The sequence below is a fragment of the Pseudomonas sp. MEJ108 genome, from assembly GCF_030208985.1.
Classification (GTDB): Bacteria; Pseudomonadota; Gammaproteobacteria; order Pseudomonadales; family Pseudomonadaceae; genus Aquipseudomonas; species Aquipseudomonas fragariae.
Genome location: NZ_JARVSW010000004.1, coordinates 302,159 through 317,418, shown reverse-complemented (window position 1 = coordinate 317,418; position 15,260 = coordinate 302,159). Strand labels below are relative to the sequence as shown.

The following is a 15,260-nucleotide window of genomic DNA, read 5'->3' as shown; positions in this document are numbered from 1 at the left end:
TGACGGGTGATAGCGTTTTGGCTTTGATTACCCCCGAAAATAAAGGCAGCACGTCAGTGAGCAGGAGTACGCCCGGGCCGCTGACCACACCATAACGCCCGTCGCTTTACAGCAGCGACGGCTATTACCGAGTGATCCTGATGACCGAACCCAAGAAGCACAAGGAAACTGCTGGCGACAGCAGTACCGTGCAGCCCTCACGCCGAAACTTTCTGAAGTTCGGTGCCTCCGGCATTGCTGCGGCCACGCTGTCTACCTGGATCCCCTCCGACGGCATGCTGCAGGCGGCGCCTCTGGCACCTGCGGCCCCCGTGGTCGAAGACAGTGACGCGCCCGCAGCGGGTGAGCAGCGCATCCAGTTGAAGGTCAATGGCCAAGTTCATACCCTGAACGTGCCGGCCAATGCCGTTCTGCTCGATGTGCTGCGTGACCGCCTGCAACTGACGGGCACCAAGAAAGGCTGCGATCACGGCCAATGCGGCGCCTGCACGTTGTTGGTCAACGGCGTGGCGATCAACTCCTGTCTGTCGATCGCCGTTCAGCACCAGGGCGACAGCATTACCACCATCGAAGGGCTGGCCGAGAACGGCAAGCTGCACCCGGTACAGGAAGCGTTCTGGGAACACGATGCCTACCAGTGTGGTTATTGCACCTCCGGACAGATCATGAGCGCGGTCGCGATTCTCAAGGATCCGAACATTGCGTCCGACGACGCCAGCGTTAGAGAGGCCATGAGCGGCAATATCTGCCGTTGCGGTGCCTACAAGAACATTCTGTCTGCCGTGCAATCTGCGCGCTCGAAAATGGGAGGTGTCGCCTGATGCGAACTTTTGACTACGCTCGCGCCGCTTCGCCCGCGCAGGCTTTCAGCACAGCGTCCGGTGAAGGGCAACGCTTCTATCTGGCCGGTGGCACCACACTGCTGGACCTGGTCAAGCTCGACGTGATGCAACCGCAGCAACTGGTGGACATCAACCATCTGGCGTTGAAGCAGGTCGAGTCGCTGCCCGATGGTCGCCTGCGCATCGGCGCGCTGGTCAGCAATACCGACCTGGCCAGCCACCCGCTGGTGCAGCAGCGCTACCCGGTGTTGTCCGAGGCGATTCTTGCCGGTGCTTCGACCCAATTGCGCAACAAGGCGACCACCGCCGGCAATCTCATGCAGCGTGTACGCTGCCCGTATTTTCGCGATGGTATTTCCGCCTGTAACAAGCGCCAGCCGGGCTCTGGCTGCGCAGCGATCGGCGGGATGAACCGCAGTGTGCACGCAGTGCTGGGCACCAGCGAACACTGCATTGCCACGCATCCGTCAGACATGTGTGTCGGCATGGCGGCCATCGGCGGGCAGGTTACCGTCCAGGGCGCCAACGGCTCGCGGGATATCCCGCTCGCCGACTTTCATTTGCTGCCGGGTGATACGCCAGAGCGCGAACACGCGCTGGCGCCCCATGAGCTCATCACGCATGTGACCCTCGACGCGCCGCTGTCAGGCAGCCGCTCTTCTTACCTGAAGCTGCGCGACCGAACCTCTTACCAGTTCGCCCTGGCATCCAGTGCCGTGATTCTGGTGATGGACGGCAAGCGCATTACCGATGCGCGCATTGCGCTGGGTGGCGTGGGCACCAAGCCGTGGCGTGCCCTGGAAGCGGAACGTGCGCTGATCGGTCAGCGTGCCGACCCGGACACCTTTGCGCAGGTCGCAGCGCTGGCGATGAAGGGCTCGCGGGCCTATGAACACAACGCCTTCAAGATCCCGCTGGGTCAGCAGGTCATCGTCCGCAACCTTCGTGACCTCACGGCCTAGGAATTTCTCATGAGTGAAAACATCATTGGTGTGCCGCAGCGTCGTATCGACGGCGGCAAGAAAGTCAGTGGTCAGGCGCGCTATGCCGCAGACCATCCGATGGGCAAGATGCTTTACGCCTATGGCGTCTACAGCACCATCGCCAACGGGCGCGTGCTGGCCATAAAGGATCAGCAGGCCAAGGCGATGCCTGGTGTGGTCGATATCTTTCATCATGACAACTTCCCCACGCTGCACCGTACTCCGAACACCAAACTGAGCTTTGCCAAGATGCTCTCGGCCAGCAAGGCGGACGAGCATCGCCTGCCGTTCGAGGATGACCGTATCTACTACCCTGGCCAGTTTGTGGCCCTGGTGGTGGCCGAGAGCTTCGAGCAGGCGAGGGCGGCGGCCTATCGCGTGACGGTGGATTACGACGAGCGTCCGGCGGTCAAGGACCTTGCCGAAGGCATGCGCGTCAACGGCGCCCGCGATGGCGGTGCCGGGCACAACCGGGGCAACCCGGACAGCGCGTTCGATGGCGCAAAAGTCAAAGTCGACCAGACCTACACCACGCCGGTGGAAGTACACAACCCGATGGAAATGCACGCCAGCACCGCCTGGTGGCAGGACGGCAAACTGTTTGTCTATGAAAGCACCCAGGGCGTGGTCAACCACCGCAACCTGCTGGCCAACGTCTTTGACCTGTCCCCCGACCGGGTGGAAGTGCGCGCGCCCTTCATCGGCTCAGGGTTCGGCGGCAAGCTGTGGCCGTGGCCGCATTCGGTCGCAGCGTGCGCCGCTGCCAAAGTCACCGGGCGACCGGTGCAACTGGTGTTGCCACGTGCGCAGATGTTCACCACGGTGGGCCACCGTCCGGAAACTCGCCAGCGCCTGCGTCTGGCCACCGATGCGAGCGGCAAGCTGGTGTCGATTCGTCACGAGTCGTTCAACAACACCTCGATGCTCGATGACTACACCGAAAACTGCGGTGGCGTGACCAAAAGCCTGTATGCCTGCGATAACGTACTGGTCAGCCACAAGATCAGCCCCATCAACCGCGGTACGCCGACCTCCATGCGTGCGCCGGGCGCGGCACCGGGTCTGTTTGCACTGGAGTCGGCCATTGATGAAATGGCGCTGGCCAGTGGCATGGACCCTCTGGCATTCCGCAAGCTGAACCTCTCTGACAAGGATCAGAGCGCAGGCCTGCCGTGGTCCAGCAATCACCTGCCTGAAGCCATCGACAAGGCCGCCGAACGGTTTGGCTGGCAGGCACGCAAGGCCGACGTCGGTTCGATGCGCGAAGGCGATGAAATCATTGGTTACGGCATGGGCGCCTGCAATTGGGAAGCCTATCAGGTGCCCACTGATGCGCGGGTCATTCTGCGTTCCGACGGCACGGCTCTGGCTCAGTGCGGCTTGCAGGACATCGGCACCGGCACGTACACCATCGTCGCGCAAACCGTCAGCCAGTTGACCGGCATTCCCATGGAGCGCGTCGAAGTGGAACTGGGCAGCTCGTCGTTCCCGGCAGGCCCGGTGTCCGGTGGCTCGTGGGTCACTGCCAGCGTAATGCCGGCGATTGCCGGCGCCACCCGCGAAGCGTTGCAGAAACTGCGCCAGTACGCCGTCAGCAAGGATGCCGTGTTCGCCGGACAGGACGCCGAAGCGATCAAGGTCGAGAACGGTCAACTGGTCATGGGTGAGCAGCGTGCGAGCTTCGTCGATGTGCTCAATGGCCAGCGTCTGTCGCGTGCCGAGGGCACGTTCCAGAGTGGCATGCCTGAGGCCGGCAAGTACTCATTCCGCTCGTTCGGCGTGCATTTTGTCGAGGTGCGCTGGGACCCGGGCATTTCCAGCCTGCGCGTTTCGCGGGTGGTCAGCGCCATTGACGTGGGCAAAGTGGTCAACCCGCTGGCGGCACGCAATCAGGTGGAAGGCGCGATTGTGATGGGCATCGGCATGGCCTTGTTCGAGGCCGGTGAATACGATCCGCGCAGCGGCATGCCGGTCAATAACAACTACGCCGAGTACGTGGTACCGGTGCATGCGGATCAACCGGACATCGACGTCCTGCTGCTCGATTATCCGGACTACAACCTGGGTGAATTCGGCGCACGAGGTATCGGCGAGATCGGTGTGACCGGGCTGGCCGCAGCAGTGGCCAACGCGGTGTATCACGCGACCGGCAAACGGGTGCGCAGCCTGCCGATCAGCAAGGAAAAACTGATGGCAGGGTTGTAACAATGAAACAGCTTGATTTGCAGGTAGTACAACAGGCGAGGGACTGGCTGGCCAGCGGCAAGGCGGTCTGGCTGTGCACGGTTCTTTCCACGTTCGGCTCGGCCCCACGCGGGCCGGGTGCGATGCTGGTGGCGCTGGGCAGCAGTGAGCATCGCGGCTCTCTGTCGGGTGGTTGCGTGGAAGAGGATTTTCTCGAGCGCGTTGCCGCGGGGCAGTTCGAGCCGGTCAATCAGGTGGTTCGCTATGGCGACGGCGGCTTCGCGCCAACGCGGGCCTTGCCGTGCGGCGGTGTGCTGGATGTGCTGATCGAGTTCATTGCGCCAAAACCTGAGGCCGATGCACATCTGGCGGCCATCGAGCAGGCGCTGGCCGGGCGCGAACTGGTCAGCAGGCAGGTGCACCTGGGCGGTGTGCAGAGAGCGATCGGGCCGGCGACGATGGGCGAGTCGCGTGTGCAGGTCGATGGTGAACGGATCAGCATCCGCATGGGCGCGGTGTATCGTGTGCTGCTCGCCGGGCTGTCGCCGGTGGCAGAGTTCTGCGCCAGTTTTGCCGTTGCGATGGGCTATGAGGTGATCGTCTGTGACCCTCGTGTCGAAGTGACCTCAGGGTTTTCAATGCCAGGTGTCGAGGTGCGTGGCGTGCTGCCTGCGGTGTTCATTGCCGAGGGCGGCTGCCACAGTTCGACGGCCGTGCTGGCGCTGACGCACGATCCGAAGCTGGACGATCTGAGCATGCTCGAGGCGGTACGTACCGAGGCGTTCTACATAGGTGCAATGGGCTCGATGCGCACCAGCAGCAAACGTCTGGAGCGTCTGGGGCGGATTGGCGGGCTGGACGCTCAGGTCCTGGACCGGATCCACGCGCCGATCGGCCTGAACCTGGGCAGCAAGACGCCTTCCGAGATCGCCATTGCGGTAATGGCCGATATCCTGCGGGTGGCCAACGGTGTCAGTCGTGCCGATGTGTAAGGTGTTGCCGGCAGGCTTCTGCCAGCGCTGAAGGGGTGTCGGCGTCGCGCAGGATGCCAGGGTCATCGCAATACAGTAGGTCACACGCCTCGGGGTTATTCGTGATCAGGGCCTTCGCGCCCTGATCGCTTTCCAGTTTCAGCAGTGCCGGCCAGAATCGTCGACCGATGATCACCGGATGGCCACGCTGGCCTTCATGCATTGGCAGGACGATGCGCTGGGGATCGGCCATTCTGGCCAGGTCATGCAGGGTCTGCGGCTGTATCCAGGGCATGTCCGCAAGAACAACGGCAACCGCATCGGCAGAGGAGTCCATCGCTGCCGCAACGGCGCTCGCCAGGCTGTGGCCCATCCCCAGTTCGGCCTGTTCGCTGCGGATGATCGTGATGTTCGAGGCAACCCCCAGCGCATCCGCCTGGTCATCAGGGCGCAATACCACCGCCGTTTTGGCGAATGCGTTTTGCGCGTTTTCCAGGCTTGCCGTCAGCAGGGTCCGCCCGCACGGCAGAAGCGCCTGCCGCTTGTCACCGGCAAAGCGCCTGCTGCGGCCGGCTGCGAGGACCAGGGCGAACACTTCGGGGATCTGGCTGTCTATGCTGCTCAATCCGAAACCTTATGAGTGGGTGAAAGGAGAGGGCGCGTGCGGTTTGCGCGGCGCACCCTGCAGTTCTGCCGATGCACGCACAATGCCTTATTTCGCTGCCTTGCCGGTAGCGGCACGAATCATGTTTTTCGAGGGTTTCAAGTGGACAATCATATTCGTCCTGTCGAACTGGAAAAAGCCTACCGTTTGCTCAACCACGGGCCGACCGTGCTGGTCTCATCCAGCCACGAGGGCACGCATAACGTCATGGCTGCGGCCTGGGCCTGTGCGCTGGACTTCTCGCCACCGAAGGTGACGCTGGTCATCGACAAGATGACCAAGACCCGCGGACTGGTGGAGAAGAGCGGCTACTTTGCCCTGCAGGTGCCCAATCTGGATCAATTGCAGATGACCTTCGACGTCGGCACCCAGAGCAAGGTCTTCACTCCGGACAAGCTGGACAAGGCCAATGTGGACCTGTTTCGCATTGACGGGCATGACTCGCCGCTGGTGGCCGGATGTTCGGCCTGGCTGATCTGCAAGGTCATTCCCGAGCCGCACAATCAGCAGACTTATGACCTGTTCATTGGCGAAGTGGTGGGCGCCTGGGCTGACAACCGCGTGTTCAACGACGGGCACTGGGAATTCGAAAAGGCCGACCCGAAATGGCGCAGTCTGCATTACGTCGCGGGCGGGCATTTCTATACGATCGGTGAGCCTGCGGTGGTGGATACGGGCGACGAGTAATCGCGATGTCTGGCCCTGACGATCCTCGCCGACCGTAAGGGCCTCTTCGTGAGCAAGCTCACTCCCACACAAGCACACTCATTGGTCCCACAGATGGCTCCCGTGGTAGCGAGCTTGCTCGCGAAGGGGGACTGACTGATCAGTCAATACTCAGCGGCTACACCTGCTCCTTGGTGAGCAACGCGAATCGCCATCCCGGCCAGTCCCGCAAGGGCTGTGTATCTTCTGCACCCTCAGTGACGATCCCGCCACACAGTCTGTGCATTGCAGAACTCGCGTACTCCAAAGTGCGACAGCTCACGGCCAAAACCGCTTTTCTTCACACCACCAAAGGTCACGCGCGGGTCTGAAGCGCTGTAGCCGTTGATGAACACACCGCCGGTTTCCAGTTCCTCGGTCATGCGCTCTGCCAGTTGCAGGTCGCGGGTATAAACCGTCGCGGTCAGGCCGAAATCACTGTCATTGGCCAGCTCCAGAGCGTGCTGCGCGTCGCGGGCGGTGATGATCGACGCAACCGGCCCGAACAGCTCCTGCCTGAACGAAGTCATCCGGTCGGTGACGTCACCGAGCACGGTCGGCTCGTAATAATTGCCCTGGCCTTCAGCTTTTTTGCCGCCCAGCAACAGCGTGGCGCCTTCGGCGAGCGTGTCCTGTACCTGGGCATCCAGCTCGTCGCGCAGATCGAAACGCGCCATGGGGCCAATGTAGGTTTCGCCGGAAAGAGGATCGCCCGTTACCAGTTGACGCGTTTGCTCGACGAACCTGCGGGTGAACTCCTCGACCACGCCTTGCTCGATGATCAGACGCTTGGCCGCTGCACAGACCTGCCCGGTGTTCTGGAAGCGGCCAATCACCGCGGCCTTCACAGCCTGATCCAGGTCCGCATCATTGAGCACGATGAACGGGTCGGAGCCGCCCAGTTCCAGCACGCACTTCTTCAGTGCCGCACCGGCCTGGGCGCCGATGGCCTGGCCGGCACGCACGCTGCCGGTCAGAGTGACAGCTGCGATGCGCGGGTCGGCAATGGCGTTTGAAACGCCTTCCGGGGTCACGTTGATGACCTCGAACACACCCTCCGGGAAGCCGGCACGCTTGAAGGCGCCGAGCATCAGGTAAGCGCAGCCCATTACGTTGGGCGCGTGCTTGAGCACATAGGTGTTACCGGCCAGCAGGGTCGGAATCGCGCCGCGCAGCACTTGCCAGATCGGAAAATTCCACGGCATTACCGCGAGAATCGGGCCCAGCGGACGGTACTCGATCCGCGCCTTGTCATGCTCGACCTGAGTTGCTTCGGCCACCAGCATCGCCGGGCCTTGTGCCGCGTACCAGTCGCACAACTGGGCGCATTTCTCGATCTCGCCTCGGGCCTGGGCAACGGGCTTGCCCATTTCCTGGCTGATCATGCGGGCAATGTTTTCGACGTCATCGCGCAGGGCCTGGCCCATGGCGACGATCAGTTGCGCACGTTGCTGAACCGGCGTGCGCTTCCAGCCGGCAAAACCGGCAGCCGCACGCGACAGGCTTTGATCCAGCGCAGTGGCGGATTCGAAGGCATAGTGGCCGATCTGCTCGCCGGTGGCAGGGTTGATCGAGATTGCATGGGTGTTGCTGGTGACAGTAGTCATTGCGCCATCCTGTTGAGGTGGAAGTGGGACCAGAATATAGGCGTGCAATGCTTTCTAAAACTGAATAATAATGAGCGTAACGTTCATGTTTGGAGAATGATATGGATCTGGTTCAGCTGGAGATCTTCAAGGCAGTGGCTGAACACGGCAGCATCAGCGCCGCCGCGCAGCACATCCACCGGGTGCCCTCGAACCTGACCACGCGCATCAAGCAGCTGGAGCAGGATCTGGGCGTCGACCTGTTCATTCGCGAGAAGCACCGCTTGCGCCTGTCTCCTGCAGGCTGGAATTTTCTCGACTACACGCGACGCATCCTGGATCTGGTGCAGGAAGCGCGTTCTGCTGTGTCCGGGGAGGAGCCACAGGGGCCTTTTGCACTGGGGTCGCTGGAAAGCACGGCTGCGGTCAGGATTCCTGCGCTGCTGGCCGCCTACAACCAGCAGAACGCCAAGGTCGAGCTGGACCTGTCCACTGGCCCGTGCGGAACCATGATCGACGGCGTGCTGGCCGGTAGACTGGTGGCTGCGTTCGTCGACGGGCCGGTGCAGCATCCGTCGCTCGACGGCGTGCCGGTCTTCGAAGAGGAAATGGTCATCATCGCGCCGCTCAATCATGCGCCGGTCAAGCGCGGGCGGGACGTCAGCGGAGAGAGTATCTATGCGTTTCGTGCCAACTGCTCGTACCGCCATCATTTTGAACGCTGGTTCACCGATGACGCGGCAGTGCCGGGCAAGATCCATGAAATGGAGTCCTACCACGGCATGCTCGCCTGCGTCAGCGCCGGTGCCGGGCTGGCGCTGATGCCGCGCAGCATGCTGGAAAGCATGCCCGGCTGCGCCACGGTCAGTATCTGGCCGTTGTCCGAGAAGTTTCGCTACCTGCACACCTGGCTGATCTGGCGCCGGGGCACGGTGTCGCGCAGCCTGGCCCGCTTTGTCGAACTCCTGGAACAGCGCAGCGAACCGGCGAACGTTTAACGGCCTGCAGAAACCCGCTCGGCAATCGCCGCACCCACGTGCTGAGTCGAAAGCGTGCCGCCCAGATCCGGCGTGACGTCGCCGTTGGCGATCACTTGCTCGATGGCGGTGATGATCTCGTCATGGGCCGCGGTGAAACGCTGATCGCCCTGGCCGAGGAATTCGAGCATCAGCGCCCCTGACCAGATCATCGCGATCGGGTTGGCGATGTTCTGGCCGAAGATGTCCGGGGCCGAGCCGTGGACCGGTTCGAACAGCGACGGGAAGTGGCGCTCGGGGTTGAGGTTGGCTGACGGCGCAATGCCGATGGTGCCTGCGCACGCCGGGCCGAGGTCGCTGAGGATGTCGCCGAACAGGTTGGACGCCACCACCACGTCGAAGCGCTCGGGTTGCAGCACGAAACGCGCGCAGAGAATGTCGATGTGTTGCTTGTCCCAGCTGATGCCGGGGTACTGGCTGGCCATCGCTTCGGTGCGTTTGTCCCAGTACGGCATGCTGATAGCCATGCCGTTGGATTTGGTCGCCGAGGTAACGTGCTTGCGCTCGCGTTTGCTGGCCATCTCGAAGGCGAACTTGAGAATGCGGTCAACGCCGCGACGGGTGAACACCGATTCCTGCAACACGAATTCGTTGTCGGTGTTTTCGAACATGATCCCGCCCAGCGACGAGTATTCACCTTCGGTGTTTTCCCGGACCACGACAAAGTCGATGTCGCCCGGTTTGCGATTGGCCAGCGGGCAGGGCACGCCGGGAAACAGCCGCACCGGGCGGATATTTGCGTACTGATCGAATTCGCGGCGAAACTTGAGCAGCGATCCCCACAGCGAGATGTGATCGGGAACCTTTTCCGGCCAGCCCACGGCGCCGAAGAAGATCGAGTCAAAGCCCTTGAGCTGTTCGAACCAGTCGTCTGGCATCATTTTGCCGTGCTTCAGGTAGTAATCGCAGCTGGCCCATTCGAAGTATTCGAACTCCAGTTCCAGCCCGTGCCGTGCGGCGGCGGCCTGCACCACGCGCACTCCTTCGGGCAGCACCTCCAGGCCGATGCCGTCACCGGCGATGGCAGCGATACGCAGTTTCTTGTTGTTCATGGTGGCGCTCTCTCTGAATCGATCCATTGCGGGTGTGCAATCAATGAGTTGCACAGGCCATCCATGCTATAAGCGCACGATATAAAGATAATCAGCTGATTAATGCACTGAGAAAACACGAATCGTGAATAAATATCCCAGCCTCGATGATTTGAATGTGTTCGTTCATGTGGCCCGGCGTTCAAGCTTCGTCGGGGCTGCGGATGAGCTGGGCATGTCCGCGGCCTACGTCAGCAAACGTATTCGTTTGCTGGAGCAGGGTATGGGTGTGGTGTTGCTGCACCGCTCGACCCGGCAGGTGTCGATTACCGAAGATGGCGAGCGCGTCTACGAGTGGGCCAAGGGCATGCTCGATTCAGTGCAGCAGATGGGTGACGAAGTGGCGGCGCTGCACGGCGAGCCGAGTGGCTTGTTGCGGGTCGTCAGCAGTCAGGGCTTTGGCCGCCGTTTCGTCGCGCCTGCGTTGTCGGAGCTGGCGGCGCGTTATCCGAAGCTGGATATCCGCCTGGACATTCAGGACCGGCTGGTCGATCTGATCGAGGAGGGCGTCGATCTGGATATCCGCGTCGGCAACGAAATCGCCCCGCACCTGCGCGCCAGGCATCTGGCCAACAACTGGCGGGTTCTGTGCGCGAGCCCCGGCTACCTCGACGTTCATGGCACGCCGCTTAATCTTGGTGAGCTGGCCAATCACGATTGCCTGGTGATCAAGGAGCGCGACCGGCCATTCGGCATCTGGCACCTCAACGGGCCGCAGGGTGCCGAAACCGTCAAGGTGACCGGCAGCCTGTCTACCAACCACGGCGAAATCGCCCGTCAGTGGTGCCTGGACGGGCGCGGGGTGTTGCTGCGTTCGCTATGGGATGTGCGCACTGACCTGGCCGAGGGCCGGCTGGTTCAGGTGTTGCCGGATTACCGCCAGGATGCAGACATCTGGGCGGTGCATACCTCGCCGCTGATGAGTTCGGCCAAGGTCCGCGTCACGGTGGAGTTTCTGCGCGACTACCTTGCCCTGCATCCTTCGCCGGTCAACCATTGAGGCACGCAATGCCCTGTCAGTGGGTGCCGGCTGCCTTGTTCAGGTCGCTGTCGGTCCACTCGGTGTAGATACAGGCGTCTGCGGCCGCCCAGCGCACGCGCACCGGGTCGCCCGCCTTGAGCGACATGCCGTTCGCGGAAAGCGCTTTGACGGTCATGGCAGTGCCTCCGGCTGAGACCACCGAGCATGTCTGGCTCTCGCCGAGAAAAAGCACTTCAGCAACCGTGGCGTTTACCTCGTTCCAGCCTGCTTCAAGCGGCATGGCCGCTGCCTGGGACACGCTCAGCGCCTGGGCTTTCTCCGGGCGCACCATGAGCAGCACCTCCTGATCGGTCTTCAGCCCTGCGGTCAGGCGAATCGCCAGTGTGCTGCCTTCGAAGGTCGCCACGGCATTGCCCTGGGCCTTGAGCCTGAGGAAGTTCGAGTTGCCGAGAAACGAGGCGACGAAGGCATTCGGCGGATCCTGATACAGGTCATAGCCCGAGCCCAGACCGACGATCTTGCCATGGCTGAAAATGGCGATGCGCTGTGACAGGCGCATGGCTTCTTCCTGATCATGGGTTACGTAAACGATGGTGATGCCCAGCCGGCGATGCAACTGGCGCAGTTCGTCCTGCAGGTCTTCGCGCAGCTTCTTGTCCAGTGCGCCCAGAGGCTCGTCCATCAGCAGGATGCGCGGCTCGTAGACCAGCGCCCGGGCGATGGCGACCCGTTGCTGCTGGCCGCCTGACAGTTGCGACGGGCGCCGATGAGCAAAGGCTTCCAGCTGAACCAGCTTGAGCATCGCATCGACTTTCTTCTCGCGTTCGGCCGCAGGCAACTTGCGGATCGCCAGCGGGAAGGCAATGTTGTCGCGTACCGACAGGTGCGGGAATAGCGAGTAGCGCTGGAACACCATGCCGATGTCGCGCTTGTGCGGCGGCACATTCACCAGCGATTTGCCGCCCACCAGAATCTCGCCCGAGCTGGGCGTTTCGAAGCCGGCGAGCATCGACAGCGTGGTGCTTTTTCCCGAACCGCTGGAGCCCAGGAAGGTCAGGAATTCACCGTCCTGGATGTCCAGGGAAATGTCGTCGACAGCGGCGAAATTTCCGTAGTGCTTGTTCAGATTACACAGGCTGACCAGTGTGTGCTTTTGCTGATGGGCGGGGGCTTTGATCACGGCACTCATGACGTACTCCTGGCTTCGTTGCGGCGACGCAGGGTCGCGGCGATGAACATGATCAGCACCGACAGGGCGATCAGCAGCGTTGAGGCGACGGCGATGACCGGCGTCAGGTCCTGACGCAGGGTGGTCCACATTTTCACGGGAAGGGTTTGCAGGGTCGGGCTGGCCATCATCACGCTCAACACCACCTCGTCCCACGACACCAGGAACGCGAACAGCGCACCGGCCATCATGCCCGGCCGGATCCCGGGAAAGGTCACCTTGTAGATGGCCTGCAAGCGTGAAGCGCCGCAGATGACCGCAGCATCCTCGATGGACTGGTCGAACAGCTTCAGCGAATTGATGATCGAGATGATGGTGAACGGCAACGCGACGATCACATGGCTGACGACGAAGGAAAACAATGTGCCGGTGTAACCGAGCTTGAGAAACAGCGCGTAGACCGCGACGGCGATGATCACCAGCGGCACGATCATCGGCAGTGTGAAGACGCCGTACAGAAAATCACGCCCCGGAAACCGGCCACGCACCAGTGCGAACGCGGTGGGCAGGCCCAGCGCCACCGAGGCGAGGGTGGTCAGGATCGCGACCTTGAAGCTGGACATGGCCGCGGCCATCCAGTCCGGGTTGGAAAAAAACTGCTGATACCACTTCAGCGTCCAGCCGGGCGGCGGGAACACCAGCCACTGCGAGGAACCGAACGACAGCAGGACGATGAACAGGATCGGCAGCAACAGGAACAGCGCGATCAGGGCGGTGGTCAGGTACAGGCCCGTACGCAAGCCGGGGCTCATGGCATTGGGTGTCAGGAGCATGGCGGTTTACCTCGCGTTGCTGGCGCCGACCGGTGATTCCGGCTGGAGCTTCAGGTAGAAGTAGAACAGCACCAGCGTGATCAGCACCAACAACGCAGCGGCGGCACTGGCCAGCCCCCAGTTGAGGAACGACTGCACCTGCTGGACGATGAATTCGGGCAGCATCATGTTCTGCGCGCCGCCGAGCAGTGCCGGGGTGACGTAGTAACCGAGTGACATGACAAACACCATCAGGCCTCCGGAAAACAGCCCAGGACGGCACAGTGGCAGAAACACTCTGAAGAAATTGCTCCAAGGGCTGGCACCGCAGATCGAGCCCGCCTGCAGCACCATGGGATCGATGGCCTGCATGGTCGCCTGCAATGGCAGGACGATGAACGGAATCATGATGTAGCTCATGCCGATCACCACACCGGTCAGGTTGTGCACCATTTCCAGCGGTTGATCGATGATACCCATGGCCATCAAGGCCTTGTTGACGACCCCGGAGGCCTGCAACAGCACCAGCCACGAATAGGTGCGGGCCAGCAGGCTGGTCCACATCGACAGCAGCACGATATTGAGAATCCAGCGGCCCCAGCCGCGCGGCACCAGGGTGATCACCCAGGCGAGCGGAAAGCCCAGCAGCAGGCTGAACAGCGTCACCAGACCGGCTACGGAAAAGGTATTGAGCAGCACCCGCGAGTAGGCCGAGTTGGCAAACAGTTGCTCATAGTTGCCAAGGCCCGGCACCGGCTCAAGCACGCCGCGCAGCAGTAGAGCAATCAGCGGCGCGAAGAAGAACAGTCCGAGGAAGATCAGCGCCGGAAGCAGATTGCGGCTGCCACGCCAGCGCTGTGCGAGGGAAGGGGATGGCGGCATGCCCGGCGCCTTCTGGCTGGCCGCGCCAGCGGTGCTGGAAGCACCCCCGGCCGGCATGGATTGACGAGGAGCAACCGCTGTCATCTTTACTTGACCAGCCATTCGTTCCACCGTGTCGCAATATCAGCGCCGTTCTTGGCCCAGTATGCGAAGTCGAGAGTGATTTGATCGGCAACGTGCGCGGTCGGCAGGTTAGGTGCCAGCGTAGAGTCCAGGCGCGCAACGCTCTGGGTATTGACCGGGGCATAGGCACTGAGGTTGGAGAAGTCTGCCTGGCCTTTGGCGCTGGTCGCGTTGGCGATGAATTTCATCGCGGCGTCCTTGTTTTTTGCACCCTTGGGTACGACCAGAAAGTCAGCCATGACCAGGTTCTGCTTCCAGCTCACCCCCACCGGGGCGCCATCCTGCTGCAGGGCGTAGACCCGGCCGTTCCACATCTGCCCCATCGACACTTCGCCGGAGGCCAGCAGTTGCTGGGACTGCGCACCGCCGCCCCACCAGACGATGTCCTTCTTGATGGTGTCGAGTTTTTTGAAGGCGCGGTCGAGGTCCAGCGGGTAAAGCTTGTCGGGTGCTACGCCATCGGCCAGCAGGGCCAGTTCCAGCACGCCGGGGCTTGGCCACTTGTACAGCGCGCGCTTGCCCGGGTAGGTCTTGGTGTCGAACATCGCGGCCCAGTCGCCAGGCGCCTTGCCGCCGACTTTACTTTCGTTGTAGCCGAGCACGAAGGAGAAGAAGAACGAACCGGCACCGTGGTCAGTCACGAAGCGCTTGTCGATCTCATCGCGTTTGATGGCGCTGAAGTCCAGAGGCTCCAGCAGGCCTTCGCTGGCGGCGCGCAGGGCGAAGTCGGCTTCGACATCGACAACGTCCCACTGCACGTTACCGCTTTCGACCATGGCCTTGAGTTTGCCGTAGTCGGTAGGACCATCCTGCACAACGGTGATACCGCTGGCCTTGCTGAATGGAGCCGCCCAGGCCTCCTTCTGGAAGTCTTGCGTGGAGCCTCCCCAGCTCACAAAGTTGACGCTCTCGGCGGCAATAGCGGCGACACTCGAGAAAGCCAGCACGCCAGCGGCCAGGACTGCTGTTGCACGTTTGTTCAACACCATTTTTACGCCCTCATTTGTTGTGTTTTGAGCGGGCTTTTCTTGCCCGCGTAATCGGGAGCAGTAGGTCCAATGGGCCTTGAAACCTTGTACAGGTCAGGTGCTGTTATTAGTGCTGTCCCTTGCCGGGCGCGTCTGACCAGATCTTGTATTTATGGAATGTCATATTATGGTATTCCAAACTTTCTGCAAGCGTTTTGCCCTCTCAAAACGCCTTCATGGTCCGGTTTCCGGTCAGCGCCTG

At 61.8% G+C, this 15,260-nt stretch carries 14 protein-coding genes; 7 read left to right on the top strand and 7 right to left on the bottom strand.

Annotated elements, in window-relative coordinates:
• Positions 1-140: 140 nt before the first annotated feature.
• From QRN50_RS02485 to QRN50_RS02470, 4 genes are read left to right on the top strand one after another with little or no spacing between them, the layout of a single operon-like run.
• Positions 141-821: a (2Fe-2S)-binding protein gene (locus QRN50_RS02485; protein WP_024638827.1), complete on the top strand. Its 681-nt coding sequence runs from the start codon at positions 141-143 to the stop codon at positions 819-821.
• A complete protein-coding gene (locus QRN50_RS02480; RefSeq protein WP_024651477.1) occupies positions 821-1,804 on the top strand; it encodes an FAD binding domain-containing protein in 984 nt (327 codons plus the stop codon). Before QRN50_RS02485 ends, QRN50_RS02480 begins: the two co-directional genes overlap by 1 nt.
• Before the next feature lie 9 nt (positions 1,805-1,813).
• Positions 1,814-4,030: a xanthine dehydrogenase family protein molybdopterin-binding subunit gene (locus QRN50_RS02475; RefSeq protein ID WP_003405554.1), complete on the top strand. Its 2,217-nt coding sequence runs from the start codon at positions 1,814-1,816 to the stop codon at positions 4,028-4,030.
• Positions 4,031-4,032: 2 nt separating this feature from the next.
• Positions 4,033-5,001 carry an XdhC family protein gene (locus tag QRN50_RS02470; RefSeq protein WP_096126946.1) on the top strand — a complete coding sequence of 323 codons (969 nt, stop codon included), beginning with the start codon at positions 4,033-4,035 and terminating at the stop codon, positions 4,999-5,001.
• On the opposite strand, the gene QRN50_RS02465 is transcribed toward QRN50_RS02470, so the two are convergent.
• On the bottom strand, positions 4,982-5,605 hold the full coding sequence (locus QRN50_RS02465; protein ID WP_096126945.1) for a nucleotidyltransferase family protein: 624 nt from the start codon (positions 5,603-5,605) through the stop codon (positions 4,982-4,984). The genes QRN50_RS02470 and QRN50_RS02465 overlap by 20 nt on opposite strands.
• Positions 5,606-5,746: 141 nt before the next feature.
• Here QRN50_RS02465 and QRN50_RS02460 point away from each other — a divergent pair, with 141 nt between their 5' ends.
• Positions 5,747-6,331, top strand: coding sequence for a flavin reductase family protein (locus tag QRN50_RS02460; protein ID WP_024638824.1), 585 nt, complete (start codon positions 5,747-5,749; stop codon positions 6,329-6,331).
• A gap of 233 nt (positions 6,332-6,564) precedes the next feature.
• Here the strand turns inward: QRN50_RS02460 and QRN50_RS02455 are convergent, their stop codons facing one another.
• Positions 6,565-7,956, bottom strand: a complete 1,392-nt coding sequence (locus tag QRN50_RS02455; RefSeq protein ID WP_096126944.1) for an aldehyde dehydrogenase family protein — start codon at positions 7,954-7,956, stop codon at positions 6,565-6,567.
• 101 nt (positions 7,957-8,057) lie between these two features.
• Between QRN50_RS02455 and ptrR the strand changes: the two genes are divergently transcribed.
• A complete protein-coding gene (ptrR, locus tag QRN50_RS02450; RefSeq protein WP_096126943.1) occupies positions 8,058-8,933 on the top strand; it encodes a putrescine utilization regulator PtrR in 876 nt (291 codons plus the stop codon).
• Here ptrR and QRN50_RS02445 read toward each other — a convergent pair.
• Complete coding sequence (locus QRN50_RS02445) at positions 8,930-10,024, bottom strand: tartrate dehydrogenase (RefSeq protein ID WP_024659723.1); 1,095 nt, start codon at positions 10,022-10,024, stop codon at positions 8,930-8,932. The genes ptrR and QRN50_RS02445 overlap by 4 nt on opposite strands.
• Positions 10,025-10,148: 124 nt before the next feature.
• Between QRN50_RS02445 and QRN50_RS02440 the strand changes: the two genes are divergently transcribed.
• Entirely contained in the window at positions 10,149-11,063 is a 915-nt protein-coding gene (locus QRN50_RS02440) for a LysR substrate-binding domain-containing protein (protein WP_024651470.1), read from the top strand.
• Between the two features lie 16 nt (positions 11,064-11,079).
• Here QRN50_RS02440 and QRN50_RS02435 read toward each other — a convergent pair whose 3' ends face one another.
• From QRN50_RS02435 to QRN50_RS02420, 4 genes are read right to left on the bottom strand one after another with little or no spacing between them, the layout of a single operon-like run.
• On the bottom strand, positions 11,080-12,234 hold the full coding sequence (locus QRN50_RS02435) for an ABC transporter ATP-binding protein (protein WP_096126942.1): 1,155 nt from the start codon (positions 12,232-12,234) through the stop codon (positions 11,080-11,082).
• Entirely contained in the window at positions 12,231-13,046 is an 816-nt protein-coding gene (locus QRN50_RS02430) for an ABC transporter permease (RefSeq protein WP_003405538.1), read from the bottom strand. The genes QRN50_RS02435 and QRN50_RS02430 overlap by 4 nt, the downstream gene beginning before the upstream one ends.
• Positions 13,047-13,052: 6 nt before the next feature.
• Positions 13,053-14,009: an ABC transporter permease gene (locus QRN50_RS02425; RefSeq protein WP_024638821.1), complete on the bottom strand. Its 957-nt coding sequence runs from the start codon at positions 14,007-14,009 to the stop codon at positions 13,053-13,055.
• Positions 13,994-15,019: an ABC transporter substrate-binding protein gene (locus tag QRN50_RS02420; RefSeq protein ID WP_003405534.1), complete on the bottom strand. Its 1,026-nt coding sequence runs from the start codon at positions 15,017-15,019 to the stop codon at positions 13,994-13,996. Before QRN50_RS02420 ends, QRN50_RS02425 begins: the two co-directional genes overlap by 16 nt.
• Positions 15,020-15,260: the final 241 nt, after the last annotated feature.